The 16,390-nt window shown below is 50.5% G+C and carries 16 protein-coding genes; all 16 read left to right on the forward strand.

Annotation, left to right across the window (positions count from 1 at the left end; translation table 11 throughout):
* The first annotated feature begins 71 nt into the window (after positions 1 to 71).
* The 16 genes from HMPREF3050_RS10755 (at position 72) to rapZ (ending at position 16,326) form a co-directional block, all read left to right on the forward strand.
* Entirely contained in the window at positions 72 to 695 is a 624-nt protein-coding gene (locus HMPREF3050_RS10755; RefSeq protein ID WP_070774790.1) for a hypothetical protein, read from the forward strand.
* A gap of 123 nt (positions 696 to 818) precedes the next feature.
* A complete protein-coding gene (locus HMPREF3050_RS10760) occupies positions 819 to 2,507 on the forward strand; it encodes a glutamine--tRNA ligase/YqeY domain fusion protein (protein WP_070774791.1) in 1,689 nt (562 codons plus the stop codon).
* Between the two features lie 83 nt (positions 2,508 to 2,590).
* A complete protein-coding gene (locus tag HMPREF3050_RS10765; protein WP_070774792.1) occupies positions 2,591 to 3,493 on the forward strand; it encodes a DMT family transporter in 903 nt (300 codons plus the stop codon).
* Positions 3,494 to 3,671: 178 nt separating this feature from the next.
* Positions 3,672 to 4,568 carry a hypothetical protein gene (locus HMPREF3050_RS10770; RefSeq protein WP_070774793.1) on the forward strand — a complete coding sequence of 299 codons (897 nt, stop codon included), beginning with the start codon at positions 3,672 to 3,674 and terminating at the stop codon, positions 4,566 to 4,568.
* 69 nt (positions 4,569 to 4,637) lie between these two features.
* Positions 4,638 to 5,243: a DNA glycosylase gene (locus tag HMPREF3050_RS10775; protein ID WP_070774794.1), complete on the forward strand. Its 606-nt coding sequence runs from the start codon at positions 4,638 to 4,640 to the stop codon at positions 5,241 to 5,243.
* 76 nt (positions 5,244 to 5,319) lie between these two features.
* Positions 5,320 to 6,522: a tryptophan synthase subunit beta gene (trpB, locus tag HMPREF3050_RS10780; protein ID WP_049248239.1), complete on the forward strand. Its 1,203-nt coding sequence runs from the start codon at positions 5,320 to 5,322 to the stop codon at positions 6,520 to 6,522.
* Between the two features lie 198 nt (positions 6,523 to 6,720).
* Complete coding sequence (locus HMPREF3050_RS10785) at positions 6,721 to 8,406, forward strand: UvrD-helicase domain-containing protein (RefSeq protein ID WP_070774795.1); 1,686 nt, start codon at positions 6,721 to 6,723, stop codon at positions 8,404 to 8,406.
* A gap of 213 nt (positions 8,407 to 8,619) precedes the next feature.
* On the forward strand, positions 8,620 to 9,915 hold the full coding sequence (gene bioA, locus HMPREF3050_RS10790) for an adenosylmethionine--8-amino-7-oxononanoate transaminase (protein WP_070774796.1): 1,296 nt from the start codon (positions 8,620 to 8,622) through the stop codon (positions 9,913 to 9,915).
* Positions 9,912 to 10,580, forward strand: coding sequence for a dethiobiotin synthase (gene bioD, locus HMPREF3050_RS10795; RefSeq protein WP_003769100.1), 669 nt, complete (start codon positions 9,912 to 9,914; stop codon positions 10,578 to 10,580). The genes bioA and bioD overlap by 4 nt, the downstream gene beginning before the upstream one ends.
* A gap of 205 nt (positions 10,581 to 10,785) precedes the next feature.
* Positions 10,786 to 11,301 (forward strand): DUF4189 domain-containing protein, encoded by a 516-nt coding sequence (locus tag HMPREF3050_RS13780; protein ID WP_003768990.1) that lies wholly within the window; start codon positions 10,786 to 10,788, stop codon positions 11,299 to 11,301.
* Between the two features lie 320 nt (positions 11,302 to 11,621).
* A complete protein-coding gene (locus tag HMPREF3050_RS10800; protein WP_003769079.1) occupies positions 11,622 to 12,116 on the forward strand; it encodes a DUF4189 domain-containing protein in 495 nt (164 codons plus the stop codon).
* 60 nt (positions 12,117 to 12,176) lie between these two features.
* Positions 12,177 to 12,719, forward strand: a complete 543-nt coding sequence (locus HMPREF3050_RS10805) for a chorismate--pyruvate lyase family protein (RefSeq protein ID WP_053089844.1) — start codon at positions 12,177 to 12,179, stop codon at positions 12,717 to 12,719.
* Between the two features lie 157 nt (positions 12,720 to 12,876).
* Entirely contained in the window at positions 12,877 to 13,794 is a 918-nt protein-coding gene (gene ubiA / locus HMPREF3050_RS10810) for a 4-hydroxybenzoate octaprenyltransferase (RefSeq protein WP_009311220.1), read from the forward strand.
* Positions 13,795 to 14,075: 281 nt separating this feature from the next.
* Positions 14,076 to 14,525, forward strand: a complete 450-nt coding sequence (ptsN, locus tag HMPREF3050_RS10815; RefSeq protein ID WP_003743926.1) for a PTS IIA-like nitrogen regulatory protein PtsN — start codon at positions 14,076 to 14,078, stop codon at positions 14,523 to 14,525.
* A gap of 3 nt (positions 14,526 to 14,528) precedes the next feature.
* Positions 14,529 to 15,491, forward strand: a complete 963-nt coding sequence (gene hprK, locus HMPREF3050_RS10820) for an HPr(Ser) kinase/phosphatase (protein ID WP_003756089.1) — start codon at positions 14,529 to 14,531, stop codon at positions 15,489 to 15,491.
* Complete coding sequence (gene rapZ, locus HMPREF3050_RS10825; protein ID WP_003756091.1) at positions 15,472 to 16,326, forward strand: RNase adapter RapZ; 855 nt, start codon at positions 15,472 to 15,474, stop codon at positions 16,324 to 16,326. Before hprK ends, rapZ begins: the two co-directional genes overlap by 20 nt.
* The last annotated feature ends 64 nt before the right edge of the window (positions 16,327 to 16,390 follow it).

The following is a 16,390-nucleotide window of genomic DNA, read 5'->3' on the forward strand; positions in this document are numbered from 1 at the left end:
ATCGTCTGAAAACAATCATCCGTATATGAATGTTCTTTGATTCAGAAGAACAGTTTTGAAAAGACATCAAGATGAATTTCCCCCGTATCAGCGAAAGAACATTTTCCGGCCTTTCATTGGCTGGCAGTATCATTATTATCATCACGACTTCGATATGGTTCAGTCAGGCAATACCCGATCGCTTCGAGTTTACATTAATTGCCGGTATGTTGATGCTTGGCTCGGCGAATCTGGTTTATGTCTTGTTTTCCCATCGTTTGCGACCTGCTACTGTGGCGGGCAGCGTGTGGATAACAACCATACTTTGGTTGTTGTTTATGATGGCGGTAGACAGTGCTGACAGTCATAATGACCCTTACTCCCCTAATTACGATCATCACGGATCAGCTTTTTTGTGGCTAGGGTTGCCTGTATTTTATGTTGGTTCGCTGATTGCTTCCATTATCGCCACCGCAGCCCGCCCCAAGCTGCTCTCTTTGGAAAAATCCTCGCTTCAAGCATTTTGGGCGTCCATGCGCTGGTCTTTTATCGGCACTACCGGTTTGCTTTGGATTTTTTTCCCAATCGCACTTTTGGTTATTTTGGGTATCGTTCTGTTGATTAACCGGCTGGTTGATTTTATCGATTCATCAACCGCATTTAAACGTCCGGAAGACAATGCTTCCGACCATTCCAATCTTTCATCCGATTCGTAATTGTCTATACAGAGGTCGTCTGAAACGGTTTTCAGACGACCTCTGTACCTTGTATTGACTGTAAAGCCGTCCTGTTTTCAGGTAAAATCGGCACGACATCATATTTTCAGATAGCTCCTGACCATGCTCAACAAAGACCAATTCGCGGACAACCATTTCATCCGCACCATCATCGAAGAAGACTTAAAAAGCGGCAAACACGAAGCCATCCAAACCCGTTTCCCGCCCGAACCCAACGGCTACCTGCACATCGGCCACGCCAAATCCATCTGCCTGAATTTCGGTTTGGCGTATATTTACGACGGCTTGTGCAACCTGCGTTTCGACGATACCAACCCTGAAAAAGAAAACGACGAATACGTCAACGCCATCAAAGAAGATGTCGAGTGGCTGGGTTTCCATTGGGCGGGCGAGCCGCGTTTCGCTTCCAATTATTTCGACCAACTTTACGACTACGCCGTCGGTTTAATCAAAGACGGCAAAGCGTATGTTGATGATTTGACGCCCGAAGAAATGCGCGAATACCGCGGCACGCTGACCGAGGCGGGTAAAAACAGCCCTTACCGCGACCGCAGTATCGAAGAAAACCTCGACCTGTTCACGCGCATGAAAAACGGCGAGTTCCCCGACGGCAGCAAAACCCTGCGCCTGAAAATCGACATGGCATCAGGCAACATCAATATGCGCGACCCCGTCATCTACCGCATCCGCCGCGCCCACCACCACAACACCGGCGACAAATGGTGCATCTACCCGATGTACGACTACACGCATTGCATTTCCGATGCTATCGAAGGCATCACGCATTCCTTGTGTACGCTCGAATTTGAAGCCCACCGCCCGCTTTATGACTGGGTGTTGGACAATATCCCCGCGCCGCACGCCACCCGCCCGCGCCAATACGAGTTTTCCCGTTTGGAGCTTTTGTATTCCATCACGTCCAAACGCAAGCTGAACCAACTGGTTTCAGAAGGCCACGTTACCGGCTGGGACGACCCGCGTATGCCCACCATTTCCGGTATGCGCCGCCGCGGCTACACGCCCGAAGGCCTGCGCCTGTTTGCCAAACGCGCCGGTATTTCCAAATCTGAAAACATCGTCGATATGAGCGTGTTGGAAGGTGCGATTCGTGAAGAGCTGGAAAACTCCGCCCCGCGCCTGATGGCGGTTTTGAACCCGCTCAAAGTCACCCTGACCAACTTTGAAGCCGGCAAAACCCAAAGCCGCCGCGCCGCGTTCCACCCCAATCACGAAGAAATGGGCGAGCGCGAAATCCCCGTGTCCCAAACCATCTACATCGAGGCAGACGACTTTGCCGAAAATCCGCCCAAAGGCTTCAAACGCCTGACCCCGGGAGGTGAAGTACGCCTGCGTCACGGCTATGTCATCAAGTGCGATGAAGTAGTAAAAGACGCGGCAGGCAATGTGGTTGAACTCAAATGCAGCATCGACCATGACACCTTGGGCAAAAATCCCGAAGGCAGAAAAGTCAAAGGCGTGATTCACTGGGTTTCCGCCGAACACGCCGCCGAAATCAAAGTCCGCCTGTATGACCGCCTCTTTACCGTCGAGCGTCCCGATGCCGTGCGCGGCGAAGACGGCGAATACCTGCCGTTTACCGATTTCCTCAACCCTGAGTCCGTCAAAGAAATCACCGCCTACGCCGAACCCGCAGCCAAAAACCTGCCCGCCGAAAGCCGTTGGCAGTTTGAGCGTATCGGCTATTTCGTGACCGACCGCAAAGACCACCGCCCCGAGCAGCCCGTGTTCAACCGTACGGTCACGCTGAAAGACTCTTGGCAGCCCAAGTAATCTGTTGGCAACAGCAATACTGGAAGGTCGTCTGAAAACTTGGAATCGGGTTTTCAGACGACCTTTGTTGATAAAGGAATGAGATGGAACGTTATTCTGTACATTTGAAACTGCTGGGGATGGCGGTGTTGTGGGGCGCGTCTTGGCCGATGGGGCGGATGCTGGGGCAGTCGCTGCCGCCGCTGACGGGCGGGGCGGTTCGGTTTGTGTTGGCTTCGGTTTTGTTGTTGGGTTGGCTGTTTGCGCGCAGCAGGTTTGCGACTTTGGCGGCTTTGCCGGCGCGGCAATGGCTGGGCTTGACGGCAGCCGCTTCCGTCGGGGTGTGCGGCTATGCGGTGTTTTTCATGCTGGGTTTGCAGGCAATGCCGGCAGGTAAGGCGGCGGTGGTTGTGGCGGTGAATCCCGTGCTGACGCTGCTGCTGGCGGCTTGGTTTTTCAGAGAACGGTTAAACGCGAAGATTTTGGCGGGTATGCTGCTGGCGGTCAGCGGTGCCATTGTGGCGGTCACGCAAGGACAGCCGTTGACGGTATTGTCGGGCGGTATCAAGGCGGGGGAGTGGCTGATTTTCGGCTGCGTGGTCTGCTGGGCGGCTTATACTTTAATCGGACGTGCGGTTTTGCGCGGGATAGACGCGCTGACGGTAACGGCGGCAACGTCGTTCATCGGCGCGCTGATGTTGTCAGTGGTGGCGTTGTGGACGGACGGATTGCCTTTTGAGGCAATGGCGGCGATGGATGCGCGCGGTTGGACGGCATTGGCGTGGCTGGTCATCGGCGCGACGGTATTGGCCTACGCGTGGTATTTCGAAGGCGTGAAGACTTTGGGCGCAGGCAGCGCGGCGGCGTATATTACGCTCGTACCGATTTTCGGCATGCTCAGCTCGGCGTGGGTTTTGGGCGAACCTTTGCATATTTCGCTGATTGCGGGCTGCGCGGCAGCGGTCGGCGGCATGACGCTGATGCGGTATGGGCAGAAGGTCGTCTGAAAAAGGTTTTTCTATAGTGGATTAACTTTAAATCAGGACAAGGCGAAAGCCGCAGATACAGTACAGATAGTACGGAACCGATTCACTACCTTAGAGAATCGTTCTCTTTGAGCTAAGGCGAGGTAACGCCGTCCTGGTTTAAAGTTAATCCACTATAGAATGGATAAAGAAAGAAAAAATGCTGCCGGTTTTTAACTTTATTTGGCTGACGGTGGTCGCCATACTGGGCTTGATGCTTGTCGATATGATGTTGAAGGCTGAAAGACCGTTGTTTAAAGCAATGGCTGTCAGGGTCAATGTGTTTTTGCTGTGCTGTTTGGGCGTACAGGCGTGGAGCGTGTGGATGGGGCAGCAAAAGCCGGAGGGGTATGTGCTTCGTGAGGATACGGTGGTAGATGGTTTTCCATTGCCCGCCGGAACAAAGTTGCATTTTCGGTGGAAAAAGGATATTGAATCTTACGAGTATGCAGTCTTTCCCAAGCCTGTCGAATGGAAGGGCGTGATGATTAAGGCGGTGGAACGGAAGTTTTATGATCAACATATAGGCGAAGGCGTCTTTCTGCAGCCGACGGAAGTAGCTGATCAGAAACCGGTATGGTCGGAAGGTTGGTTGTGCCGGGTGGACGCTGAAGATTTTGGGTGGAAATATGTCGGTACGAAGGATAAGCGAACGTCTTCGCCTGACGATTACCGGCTGACGGGGTGCCAGTTGGATGAGTCTTTCGCGCTGCCGGTGCCGCAATTGGGCGAAAATGTGAAGTTTGGTTTGCATGAGGTGAGATACATTGAATCCGGTAAAGTTTGGCTGGCATGGTTGGCTTCTGAAAATATGCCTTTTACAGGCTTGATCACGCTGGACGGTAAAAAGAATATTGTGGAAATAGAGATTGAACCCAAACAAACCGATATTTTGGGTTGCGTATTTGACAATGTTTCCTTGCTGACTTGGAATCGTGACCGACCGGATATCTGGACGGTGTCGGCCCGTCCAAAAGCGGAAAATGAATTGTTGGAAGAGAATAATGTGAAACAGCCGGAAACTTGTTGGGGGAGAAAACTTGTCTATCAGTATTAATCGGCAGGTCGTCTGAAAAGGCAGCAACCGACTGCCTCGTGTTCAATATTTTTTATCAAGGAAATCATGATGTCTGCTCCGCTTGAAATCGAAACCCATCCCTTCCCCGCCTTGCTGCCGCCGCAGGCGACGGTAATGATGATGGGGACGTTTCCGCCCAAGGAAGACAAACGCGCGATGCAGTTTCATTATCCGAATTTTCAAAACGATATGTGGCGCGTTTATGGGCTGGTGTTTTTTAATGATGCGGCGCATTTCCAAAGGTCGTCTGAAAAAGCGTTTGATGCGGAGAAAATCAAGGCGTTTTTGCGCGAACGGGGGATTGCGTCCTGCCCGACCGTGTTAAAGGCGGTGCGGGAACACGGCAATGCGTCCGACAAGTTTTTGCAAGTGGTTGAAACCGTCGATTTGGCGGCGGTGTTGGCGCAGATGCCCGACTGCCGCCATATCTGCACTACCGGCGGTAAGGCGACGGAAGTCCTGCTCGATATTCAGGGCGGCGGCATCAAAATGCCGAAAACGGGCGAAACCGTGCCGTTTCCGTTTGCCGGACGGGATTTGACCCTGACCCGCCTGCCGTCCACTTCGCGCGCTTATCCTTTGAGTTTGGCGAAAAAGGCGGCGGCGTATCGGGCGTTTTTCGAAATGGCGGGTTTGTGTGAAAAACAGTTATAATTGCCGACAATTTCCCCTTTCAGACGGCCTTTAGCAGACCGAGGCCGTCTGAAAAAACAGACAAGGAAGAAATCCGATGAAAAACTACCAAGCGCCCGACGAGAAGGGCTTTTTCGGCGAACACGGCGGACTTTATGTCTCCGAAACCCTGATTCCCGCCTTGCAAGAGCTGGCGGATGCCTATCAAGCAGCGAAAAACGACCCGTCGTTTTGGGAAGAGTTCCACCGCGATTTGAAACACTACGTCGGCCGCCCCAGCCCCGTTTACCATGCCGCGCGATTGTCCGAGCATCTGGGCGGCGCGCAAATCTGGTTGAAGCGCGAAGACTTGAACCACACCGGCGCGCACAAGGTAAACAACACCATCGGTCAGGCATTGCTCGCCCGCCGCATGGGTAAAAAACGCGTCATCGCCGAAACCGGTGCGGGTCAGCACGGCGTGGCTTCCGCCACCGTCGCCGCCCGCTTCGGCATGACTTGCGACGTGTACATGGGCGCGGACGACATCCAGCGTCAAATGCCCAACGTGTTCCGCATGAAATTGTTGGGCGCAAACGTAGTCAGCGTCGACAGCGGCAGCCGCACGCTGAAAGACGCGATGAACGAAGCCATGCGCGAATGGGTCGCCCGCGTGGACGACACGTTCTACATCATCGGCACCGCCGCCGGTCCCGCGCCGTATCCCGAAATGGTGCGCGATTTCCAATGCGTTATCGGCAACGAAGCCAAAGCGCAGATGCAGGAAGCCATCGGCAGACAGCCCGACGTCGCCGTTGCCTGCGTCGGCGGCGGCTCGAACGCCATCGGCCTGTTCCACCCGTATATCGGCGAAGAAAACGTGCGCCTCGTCGGCGTGGAAGCCGGCGGTTTGGGCGTGGACACCCCCGACCACGCTGCACCGATTACCAGCAAAGCCCCCATCGGCGTATTGCACGGCTTCCGCAGCTACCTGATGCAGGACGAAAACGGCCAAGTCTTGGGGACGCACTCCGTGTCCGCAGGTCTCGACTACCCCGGCATCGGCCCGGAACACAGCCACCTGAACGACATCAAACGCGTCGAATACACCGTCGCCAAAGACGACGAAGCACTCGAAGCCTTTGATTTGTTGTGCCGCTTCGAAGGCATCATCCCCGCGCTCGAATCCAGCCACGCCCTCGCATGGGCAGTCGCCAACGCGCCGAAAATGGGCAAAGACCAAGTGATTCTGGTCAACCTGTCCGGCCGCGGCGATAAAGACATCAATACCGTGGCAAAGCTGAAAGGGATTGAGTTATAGGAAATTTATGGTGAACTAATCTTTAATTCAGGCATTTACTTGTTTTTGTGCAGATGGGGATCATTCCGATAGATTTAGGTATAGTTGTTTTGAAATTTATCAATAGATCCCCTTTTGCATGGAAATGACTATAATCAAATTGTCCTATTCTTATTTAAATTTGTTATAGGAAATTTTGGGTAAAAAGGGAATCAGATCATGGCATTAGAACAAAAAATCTTAAATTTGGTGAGGTTGCATCAACCTATTAAAGCGCGTGAAATTGCTCAGATTTTAACTAAAGAATTCAATCAACATACTGATAGGAGTGATGTTAACTCTGCACTTTATCGTATGAAAAAAGAAAATAAGGTTGTGATTAATAGCAACTATGAATGGTCTCTAGCGGAGAGAATGTTAGATTCAGTTCAAGAATCATCGATATTGACACCTGTTAGTACGGCTGAAATAACGTTTACTCCGGAACAAGAAAGTATTATTAATCTTGATCCAACTGAACATTTGCTTATTCGAGGGCAGGCAGGTAGTGGCAAAACGACTGTTTTAGCAGCACGTGCCGGAAAGATATTAAGTGCTATGAATAAAGGGTCTTTGTTATTTTTGACCTATAATTCATCACTTTGTGCTTATGTCAAAAAAACATTTAAAAAAGCGGGCATGGCTGGAGATATTGATGTTCACACATTTCATGATTGGGCAAAATCGTGTGCCCAATCTATGGGAGCTAATTTTTCAGATTGGGTGGACAGTAAAGAGCGATCGGAAGAATTGGCTAAAATCATTTCTATTTCTAAACAAGAAATTGGTGAGCATAGGCTATATGAAATTCAGACATCAGCAGAATTATTGAAATGGTGGGGTGAGGAAATTGCATGGTTATTCGGGCAACACATCACTCGTTTAAATGAATATTTGATAGTAGAACGAACGAATCGTGGTACGGCTATTCGCTTATCCCAAGAAGATCGGCGCTTTGTTTGGCACGTATATGAATTATATATGGAATGGTTAGAAGAAAATAATAAGCAAGATTATGATAATCCTGCTGGTTTGATTCTAAATACACTTGAGCAGCAAGGAATTGAATTTCCTGATAATTTGCGTTATGACCATGTTATGGTTGATGAGGTTCAGGATTTTGATAAAAGCTGGTTGTTAGCGGTTGTCAAATTACCACGCGTATCATTGAGTTTGGCAGGAGATTTGGCTCAGAAAATTTATCGTCGTAATTTTACTTGGAAGTCAGTAGGTATTCGTGTGCAAGGTGGGCGGTCACATAACTTATTGGGTAGTCATCGTACGACATTCGAAATTATGCAGGTAGCTCAGTATTTATTGAAAAATCATATAACAAGTACTGAAGAGGATTTTACCCCGCCTATTTATCCCAATCGGCATGGTAATAAAGTAAGGAAGATTCTTGGGAGTTCTGCAAAGGATGCTTATGAGAAAGGGTATGACTTTATTGCGGAAAATTTTAAACGGTTACGTACGACAACAGTGGCGGTTGCATTGCCTTTTGCCAACCAGGTTTATCCTGTTCAACAGGCATTAAAAAAACGTGGTATAACAACGGTTAAGGCTGCGCGTGGAAAGAGTTTAGGAAATTTTGACGGGGGAATTGTTGTAACAACCTATCATCAATTAAAAGGTTTGGAATTTGATCATGTTGTGATTTTAGGTTTGCACGATGCTCAATATCCTGCACGATTGTTAACACAAATCCCCGAAGAAGATCAATTAAATGAATTAGAAATGATGCAGCGGATATTATATGTCGTTATGACTCGTGCTAAAGCAAGTGTTACTTTAGTTGGGTCAAATCCGTTTTGTCGTTTTTTTGATGATGTTCCGAATGAATTATTGGAGAGTATTGAAAACTAACATTACTATATATGCAAATTTACGCCGTAAATGTAGTATATATGTATGGTAGAAAGTTTCTTGTAAATTGAAATTAACATAAAGGTCGTCTGAAAACTGAGTAAACAGGTTTTCAGACGACCTTTTCCTTATTCAATAAAGACTTTTCAGGTTTTCATCTAATCAGAGTGGGTTAAAATAGCAGAATTTGGTATTGAACCCTTCTCAGAAAATATGTTGCCCGAACACACTTCCTCCCTGCTCGATTTCGACCGCGTCCATCTGCTCCATCCCTATACGTCCATGACCGATCCGTTGCCTGTTTATCCGGTGCGCCGTGCGGAGGGCGTGCATATCGAATTGGCGGACGGTACGCGGCTGATTGACGGGATGTCGTCTTGGTGGTGTGCGATACACGGCTACAATCATCCTGTTTTGAATCAGGCGGTTGAGGCGCAGATTAAGCAAATGTCGCATGTGATGTTCGGCGGTTTGACGCACGAGCCGGCGGTGGAACTGGGCAAGTTGTTGGTCGGGATTTTGCCGCAGGGGCTGGACCGTATTTTTTATGCGGATTCAGGTTCGGTTTCGGTAGAAGTCGCGCTGAAGATGGCGGTGCAATACCAGCAGGCGCGGGGTTTGACCGCGAAGCAGAATATCGCGACGGTGCGGCGCGGGTATCACGGCGATACTTGGAACGCGATGTCCGTCTGCGATCCGGAAACGGGGATGCACCATATTTTCGGCAGCGCTCTGCCGCAGCGTTATTTTGTCGATAATCCGAAAAACCGTTTCGACGATGAATGGGACGGAACGGATTTGCAGCCTGTCCGCGCCTTGTTTGAAGCGCATCATGCGGATATTGCCGCCTTTATTTTGGAACCGGTCGTGCAGGGTGCGGGCGGCATGTATTTTTATCATCCGCAGTATCTTCGCGGGTTGCGCGATTTGTGCGACGAATTTGATATCGTGTTGATTTTTGACGAAATTGCCACTGGATTCGGGCGCACGGGCAAGATGTTTGCCTGCGAATACGCGCAGGTCGTGCCGGATATTATGTGTATCGGCAAGGGCTTGAGCGGCGGCTATATGACGCTGGCGGCGGCAATCACTTCGCAAAAAGTCACCGAAACGATTTCGCGAGGCGAAGCGGGTGTGTTTATGCACGGTCCGACGTTTATGGCAAATCCGCTGGCGTGTGCCGTTGCCTGCGCTTCGGTCAAGCTGCTTTTGTCCCAAGATTGGCAGGCAAATATCTGCCGCATCGAAAGCATCCTGAAAGGTCGTCTGAAAACCGCATGGGACATCCGCGGCGTGAAAGACGTGCGCGTTTTGGGTGCCATCGGCGTGATCGAGCTGGAAAAAGGCGTGGATATGGCGCGTTTTCAAGCGGACTGCGTGGCGCAGGGCATTTGGGTGCGCCCATTCGGCAGGCTGGTGTACCTCATGCCGCCTTACATCATTTCAGACGACCTCTTGACCGAACTTGCCGACAAAACCGTACAAATCTTGAAGGAACACAGCAAATGAAAGGCGTTTACTTCGTCAGCGGCATAGACACGGACATCGGCAAAACTGTCGCCACCGGCGTGTTGGCAAAACAATTGTTGCAGCAGGGCAAAAGCGTGATCACGCAAAAGCCCGTGCAAACCGGTTGCCAAAACATCGCCGACGACATCGCCGTCCACCGCAAAATTATGGGCATACCCATGCAGGAAGCCGACAAACAGCGGCTGACCATGCCCGAAATCTTCAGCTATCCCGCTTCGCCCCACCTCGCCGCCCGTCTGGACGGCAGGGCTTTGGACTTGAACAAAATCCGCGCCGCTACGCAGCAGCTGGCGGCACAATACGAAATCGTATTGGTCGAAGGCGCGGGCGGATTGATGGTTCCGCTGACGGAAAACCTGTTAACCATTGATTATGTTCAGCAACAGGCTTATCCCGTCATTCTCGTTACCAGCGGACGGCTCGGCAGCATCAACCACACCCTGCTCAGTTTCGCCGCGCTCAAACAATACGGCATCAGCTTGCACAGCCTGATTTTCAACCACATCCACGACAGCCGCGACAAACACATCGCCCAAGACAGCTTGGCATATCTAAAGGGTCGTCTGAAAACAGATTTTCCCGATGCGGAGTGGATGGAGTTGGATAAGGTGGAGACGGACGAAAGGTCGTCTGAAAACGATTAAAAGTGGCGGAGCATTGCTGCTAAACGAAACTGCGCTGTCGCTGGAGATACTGACGGAACTGGGGTTCAGCTTGTGCTTGCTGTATGATTCGTCCAAGCAGTATTTCCAAGGGACTGAAGTTTTTTGGGTTCGTTGTTAATGTGCCTTGGGATTAAGGATAAAGGGAGTAACACAATGTCTTTGGTAGTAAGAAATGGAGGATGAAATGGTAAAAAGAATATTTTTAGTATTTTCTATGGTATTAAGTGGATTTATCTCTGCCGAAGGGCTGAATGCCATCAATGATCCGGTGATGAATCCCTGTATTCAACGTCCTGATTTGGCAGGGTGCGGGGCAAATGGTTCTTCTGCGTCACGACGGGTAATTAATATTCCCAATCGTTGGGGTGTCATTTATTATAATCCTGCCAACGATGCGGTGGGCTATGCAGAAAACAATACTGAAGGTTATAAATCTGCTCGACGTGAGGCACTAGAAATGTGCATTAGATCGGGAGGTGGTAAAAATCCATCTCATAGAGATGGGCAAGGGTGTCGTTCAGTAACCGAATATCGTAATCAATGTGGTGCTATAGCAGTTAGTAATGAAAGTTATGCTGCAAAAAATGATGTTTATCTAGAGAAGGCGGAGCAGAAAGCTCTTGAAGGCTGCGGAAAATATTCAAATGGCTGCAAAATATTTTATTCAGGCTGTTCGCGCCATCCTCAGTACCGTTATTAATTGATTTGATTTTTCAGACGGTCTTTTTAAGATTTGAGGTCGTCTGAAAATTTTATGCAGTAAACAAGCAATATTCCATCGTGACTGGGTATTGTGCAGATTACGATCATGCAGGGCGGTTTGGGGCTGATGATGGGTACGCTGATGATCACCGCGCCGTTGCTGGTGGGGAATCTGATCGGGTCGTCGTTGGGGTTCAATACTTATAACATTCTGCAAGGTGGAAACAGCCCGACCAATTCGGATGGGTCGCCTAGAGTGAATAAGGATAGAAGTAAAAAAAGATGACGGTAGCACTGGAATAAAATAAAGGATTAATAATGAAAAAGTTATTTTTAACGTTCATCATGGTAACCTTAAGTCAACTGATTCTAGCTAATGAGATGAGTAATCCTTGCGTTTACCATCCTGACCTACCTGGTTGTAGTGGCAATAACCGACCTATAGGGCAAACAAACCGAGTCGTCAAGATTCCGAACCGCTGGGGTGTCATTTATTATAATCCTGCCAATGATGCCGTTGGCTATGCAGAAAATAATACTGAAGGCTATCGTTCCGCCAATAAAGAGGCATTGGCAAACTGCATTAAAGCAGGAGGCGGTCAAAATCCATTGCATAGAGATGGAAAGGGTTGTCGTAAGATGACGGAAGTTCGCAATGCTTGCAGTGCGATTGCTGTGGGCAGTAAAAGCGCTAGTGCAAAAAGTGATGATTATCTAGAGAAAGCAGAACAAAAAGCTTTTGACGGGTGTAGTCAGTATTCAAATGATTGTAAAATTCTTTACTCTGGCTGTTCTCGCCACCCCGATTATTAAATAAGTTTTCAGACGACCTTTTAAAATTTAGAGGTCGTCTGAAAATTTATTCATTTTGCCATGAAACACATCAATCTAAACCCCATGAATCCCCCCTTGAATTGGCAAGACAAACTTCCCGACGAACTGCCGCAGGGCTGGAACGAACGCGCCGCCGCTTTGTGCCAAGCGCAATCGCTGACCGCCGCTTTACGCGCCTTGGGCGGCAGTTTTACGGTAAAAGTGCTGTATATGGGCGAACTGGACGGGCAGGGCAATTCGTTTGGCGAAAACCATGCCGAAACCGCCGCCCCGCAATTCGTCCGCGACGTTTTGCTGCATCTGGACGGCGTTCCCGTCGTACAGGCGCGCAGCGCGTGCAGCCCGCAATCGCAAGCCTGGCGCGGCGTATTGGATTGCGGCACGCAGCCTTTGGGCGAGCGGCTGTTTGACGGTACGCTGCCCTTGAAGCGTTCGGCATTCGAGTTTTGCCTGATGGAAAACGTTGGCGGTCAGGATGATTTCAGACGACCTGTCGCCGCCCGCAGGTCTTATTTCGATTGGGATGGCGAGGTGTTGGAATTGACGGAATATTTTTTGGCGGGGTTGGCGCAGTTTGTGTAGGGCGCGGATATGCCGTTTTTGTATCTTTCTGTAAAAGTTGGGGATAAGGGTCTAAATAAAATAGTAAAATCTAAAAATTGATTTATAATGAACATAATACGCTAAGCAATAATTACAAATTGATTTATTATACCAATAACATATTTTTCACATTCGCATGAAGATAAGACGTGTTCTCCTACATTTTTTCCCGCGCTATGCCGTCGGACGGATGGTCATATACGGCAAATTGATGCGCATCGACAAGCCTATCGGCACGTTGTTGCTGCTTTGGCCGACCTATTGGGCGTTATGGGTCGCTTCGGAAGGCATTCCGGAAGCGGATATTTTTTGGGCGTTTACCGCCGGTACGTTTTTTATGCGCAGCGCAGGCTGCGTGATCAACGACTTTGCCGACCGCGATTTTGACGGTTCGGTCGAGCGCACGAAAAACCGCCCCTTTGCCCGCGGGTTGGTTTCTAAAACGGAAGCGATTCTGCTGACCGTCATCCTCTGCCTGCTTGCCGCCCTCTGCATGACGCCGCTGAACCTGTTGACTTGGGTGATGAGCGTTCCTGCGCTGTTTCTGGCGATGACTTACCCCTTTACCAAACGTTTTTTCCCGCTGCCGCAGTTTTATTTGGGGCTGGCGTTTTCTTTCGGGATTCCGATGGCGTTTGCCGCCGTCCGCAGCGGCGTGCCTTCTACGGCGTGGCTGATGTTTACCGCCAATGCTCTATGGACGCTTGCCTACGACACGATTTATGCGATGTCGGACAAGGAAGACGATTTGAAAATCGGGATTAAAACTTCGGCGATCACGTTCGGCGATCACGATATTTCCGCATCCATGCTCTGCCATTTTTGGTTTACCGCGCTGATGGCGGTGTTGGGTGTGAAAATCGGCGCGACATGGCCGTATTGGATTATGCTGCCTGCGGTGGTGTGGCTGCAAATCGGTCAATACCATGCCATCAAAACGCGCGACCGCCAGACTTGTTTTAAAGTGTTTCTGGATAACAACTATATCGGTCTGCTGTGGTTTTTGGGTTTGGCGGGGCATTATTTGTGGGCTTTGGCTGCCACGCGGTTGTGAGGTAATAGGATGCTTAACACGTCGTCTGAAAAGGGTTTCAGACGACGTTTTGCTTTTGGGGCAGGGCGGATTGGCGATGGCGGCGGAGTTTTGTCTGGTATCCGAACCCGCCGTAAACCACTTGCCGCCGTTTTCAGACGACCTTGTGTGTGAGTTAAGAAATATCAAAGAAGCAGCGTTTCTTGTTAGCAATCTGAGTGTAAATTGCGTGTTCAGGATTGAGGTTTGTACAGACAGTCGGTACAATTCCATTTCATTTTGCCACATCAAAAGAGATTTCTATGAGCCTTATCGGCGAAATTTTGCCTTTGTCCCATATCGTTTTAGACTTGGAAGTCGGCAGCAAAAAACGCTTGTTTGAAGAAGCGGGCCTGCTGCTTGAACATGAAGCAGAATTACCTCACGGCGATGTCTTCGACTGCCTGTTTGCCCGCGAAAAGCTGGGTTCGACCGGCTTGGGTCAGGGCGTCGCCATCCCGCACGGCCGTCATGCCTGCGTGAAAAAAGCCACCGGCGCGTTTATCCGCACGAAAGAACCGGTCGCTTTCGATGCGCCCGACGGCAAACCCGTATCCCTGATTTTCACTTTGTTGGTGCCGGAAAATGCGACCGGCGAACATTTGGAAGTCTTGTCCAAACTGGCGGGCAGGTTCTCGCAAAAAGCCGTCCGTGAAGCCTTGATGTCCGCAACCTCTGCCGAGGAGGTGCGCAAACTTCTGGCAGAAGAGTAAAGAATGCCCAGTATATCCGTCCGCCGCCTGTTTTCCGACAATCAGCACAAGCTCCAACTTGCTTGGGCGGCAGGCAATTCGGGTGCGGACAACCGCATCGGAGTAGAGGCCGACAAACCCGTTTTGGCGTTGGTCGGCCATTTGAATTTTATCCATCCCAATCAAATCCAAGTCGTCGGTGTTGCCGAAGCCGAATATCTCAAACGCCTCGAATCGGGCGAGTTGAATTACGATTTCGGCGAACTCTTCGATATCCCCATGTCGCTGGTCATCGTTGCCAACGGTCTGGCGGTTTCGCCCAAATTGCGCGACTACTGCCATAAAAACGACATTCCGCTCTTGACTTCCAAGCTCGAAAGCCCGTATTTGATGGACGTGTTGCGGATTTACCTGCAACGCACGCTGGCAACTTCCATCGTCAAACACGGCGTATTCCTCGATGTATTTGAAGTCGGCGTGTTGATTACCGGTCATTCCGGCTTGGGTAAAAGCGAGTTGGCGTTGGAATTGATTTCGCGCGGACACAGCCTGATTGCCGATGATGCGGTCGAGCTTTTCCGTACCGGTCCCGAAACGCTCGAAGGCCGCTGCCCGCCGATGTTACGTGATTTCCTTGAAGTGCGCGGTTTGGGCATACTCAACATCCGCCACATTTTCGGCGAAACCTCCATCCGTCCGAAAAAAATCCTCCAGTTGATTATCAACCTGGTCGCTGCCGACGACGATTATATGAAGCAGCTCGACCGCTTGAGCATACGCACGGAAACCGAGTCCATCCTCAACGTCAACGTCCGTTCCGTCACCCTGCCTGTCGCCGTGGGCCGCAACCTTGCCGTATTGGTTGAAGCGGCGGTGCGCAACTACATCCTCCAGTTGCGCGGCAAAGACAGCACTAAAGAATTCCTCGAACGCCATCAAACACAACTCAAAGAAAACGAACAAAACCATGAAAATCGTCCTGATTAGCGGATTGTCCGGCTCGGGCAAGTCCGTTGCCCTCAAACAGCTTGAAGACCTCGGCTATTTCTGCGTGGACAACCTGCCGCTGGAAATGCTGCCTTCGCTGGTGCTGCACCATATCGAGCGCGCCGATGAAACCAAACTCGGCGTGAGCGTCGATGTCCGCTCCGGCATCAACATTCAGGAAGCGCAGGAGCAAATCCAATACCTGCGCGATGAAGGCCATCAGGTCGAAGTATTGTTTGTGGAGGCAGAAGAAAGCGTGCTGGTGCGCCGTTTTTCCGAAACGCGGCGCGGCCATCCGCTGTCGGGGCTGAACCTTACCCTACTGGAAAGCCTGCAAAAAGAGCGCGAATGGCTGTTCCCGCTTAAAGACATCGCCTACTGCATCGATACATCCAAAATGAACGCGCAGCAACTGCGTTATGCCGTTCAACAATGGCTCAACATCGAGCGCAGAGGGCTTTTGGTTATCCTCGAGTCTTTCGGCTTCAAATACGGCGTGCCGAACAACGCCGATTTCATGTTCGATATGCGCAGCCTGCCCAATCCCTATTACGATCCCGAGCTGCGCCCCTACACCGGCATGGACGCCCCCATTCAAGCATATCTCGACCAGCAGCCCCTGGCGCAGGAAATGGTGGACGACATCGACCACTTTATGAACCACTGGCTCCCGCGCCTGCAAAAAGAAAGCCGCAGCTACGTGACCATCGCCATCGGCTGTACCGGCGGGCAGCACCGTTCCGTCTATGTCGTCGAAAAACTCGCCCAACGCCTGCAAGGGCATTACGAACTGCTGGTCCGCCACAGACAGGCGCAAAACCTATCCGGACGCTGATTCCCCTTTTCAGACGACCTTTTCGATATTTAGTGGATTAAATTTAAATCAGGACAAGGCGACG

Source organism: Neisseria sp. HMSC065D04, assembly GCF_001815675.1.
GTDB lineage: Bacteria > Pseudomonadota > Gammaproteobacteria > Burkholderiales > Neisseriaceae > Neisseria.

What these genes read in the sequence shown, in the direction of transcription:
- ubiA (WP_009311220.1), top strand. Translation starts at nt 12,877, where the DNA reads ATGAAGATAAGACGTGTTCTCCTACATTTTTTCCCGCGCTATGCCGTC.
- ptsN (WP_003743926.1), top strand. Translation starts at nt 14,076, where the DNA reads ATGAGCCTTATCGGCGAAATTTTGCCTTTGTCCCATATCGTTTTAGAC.
- HMPREF3050_RS10770 (WP_070774793.1), top strand. Translation starts at nt 3,672, where the DNA reads ATGCTGCCGGTTTTTAACTTTATTTGGCTGACGGTGGTCGCCATACTG.
- HMPREF3050_RS10765 (WP_070774792.1), top strand. Translation starts at nt 2,591, where the DNA reads ATGGAACGTTATTCTGTACATTTGAAACTGCTGGGGATGGCGGTGTTG.
- rapZ (WP_003756091.1), top strand. Translation starts at nt 15,472, where the DNA reads ATGAAAATCGTCCTGATTAGCGGATTGTCCGGCTCGGGCAAGTCCGTT.
- hprK (WP_003756089.1), top strand. Translation starts at nt 14,529, where the DNA reads ATGCCCAGTATATCCGTCCGCCGCCTGTTTTCCGACAATCAGCACAAG.
- bioA (WP_070774796.1), top strand. Translation starts at nt 8,620, where the DNA reads ATGTTGCCCGAACACACTTCCTCCCTGCTCGATTTCGACCGCGTCCAT.
- trpB (WP_049248239.1), top strand. Translation starts at nt 5,320, where the DNA reads ATGAAAAACTACCAAGCGCCCGACGAGAAGGGCTTTTTCGGCGAACAC.
- HMPREF3050_RS10760 (WP_070774791.1), top strand. Translation starts at nt 819, where the DNA reads ATGCTCAACAAAGACCAATTCGCGGACAACCATTTCATCCGCACCATC.
- HMPREF3050_RS10755 (WP_070774790.1), top strand. Translation starts at nt 72, where the DNA reads ATGAATTTCCCCCGTATCAGCGAAAGAACATTTTCCGGCCTTTCATTG.
- HMPREF3050_RS10800 (WP_003769079.1), top strand. Translation starts at nt 11,622, where the DNA reads ATGAAAAAGTTATTTTTAACGTTCATCATGGTAACCTTAAGTCAACTG.
- HMPREF3050_RS10775 (WP_070774794.1), top strand. Translation starts at nt 4,638, where the DNA reads ATGTCTGCTCCGCTTGAAATCGAAACCCATCCCTTCCCCGCCTTGCTG.
- HMPREF3050_RS10805 (WP_053089844.1), top strand. Translation starts at nt 12,177, where the DNA reads ATGAAACACATCAATCTAAACCCCATGAATCCCCCCTTGAATTGGCAA.
- bioD (WP_003769100.1), top strand. Translation starts at nt 9,912, where the DNA reads ATGAAAGGCGTTTACTTCGTCAGCGGCATAGACACGGACATCGGCAAA.
- HMPREF3050_RS10785 (WP_070774795.1), top strand. Translation starts at nt 6,721, where the DNA reads ATGGCATTAGAACAAAAAATCTTAAATTTGGTGAGGTTGCATCAACCT.
- HMPREF3050_RS13780 (WP_003768990.1), top strand. Translation starts at nt 10,786, where the DNA reads ATGGTAAAAAGAATATTTTTAGTATTTTCTATGGTATTAAGTGGATTT.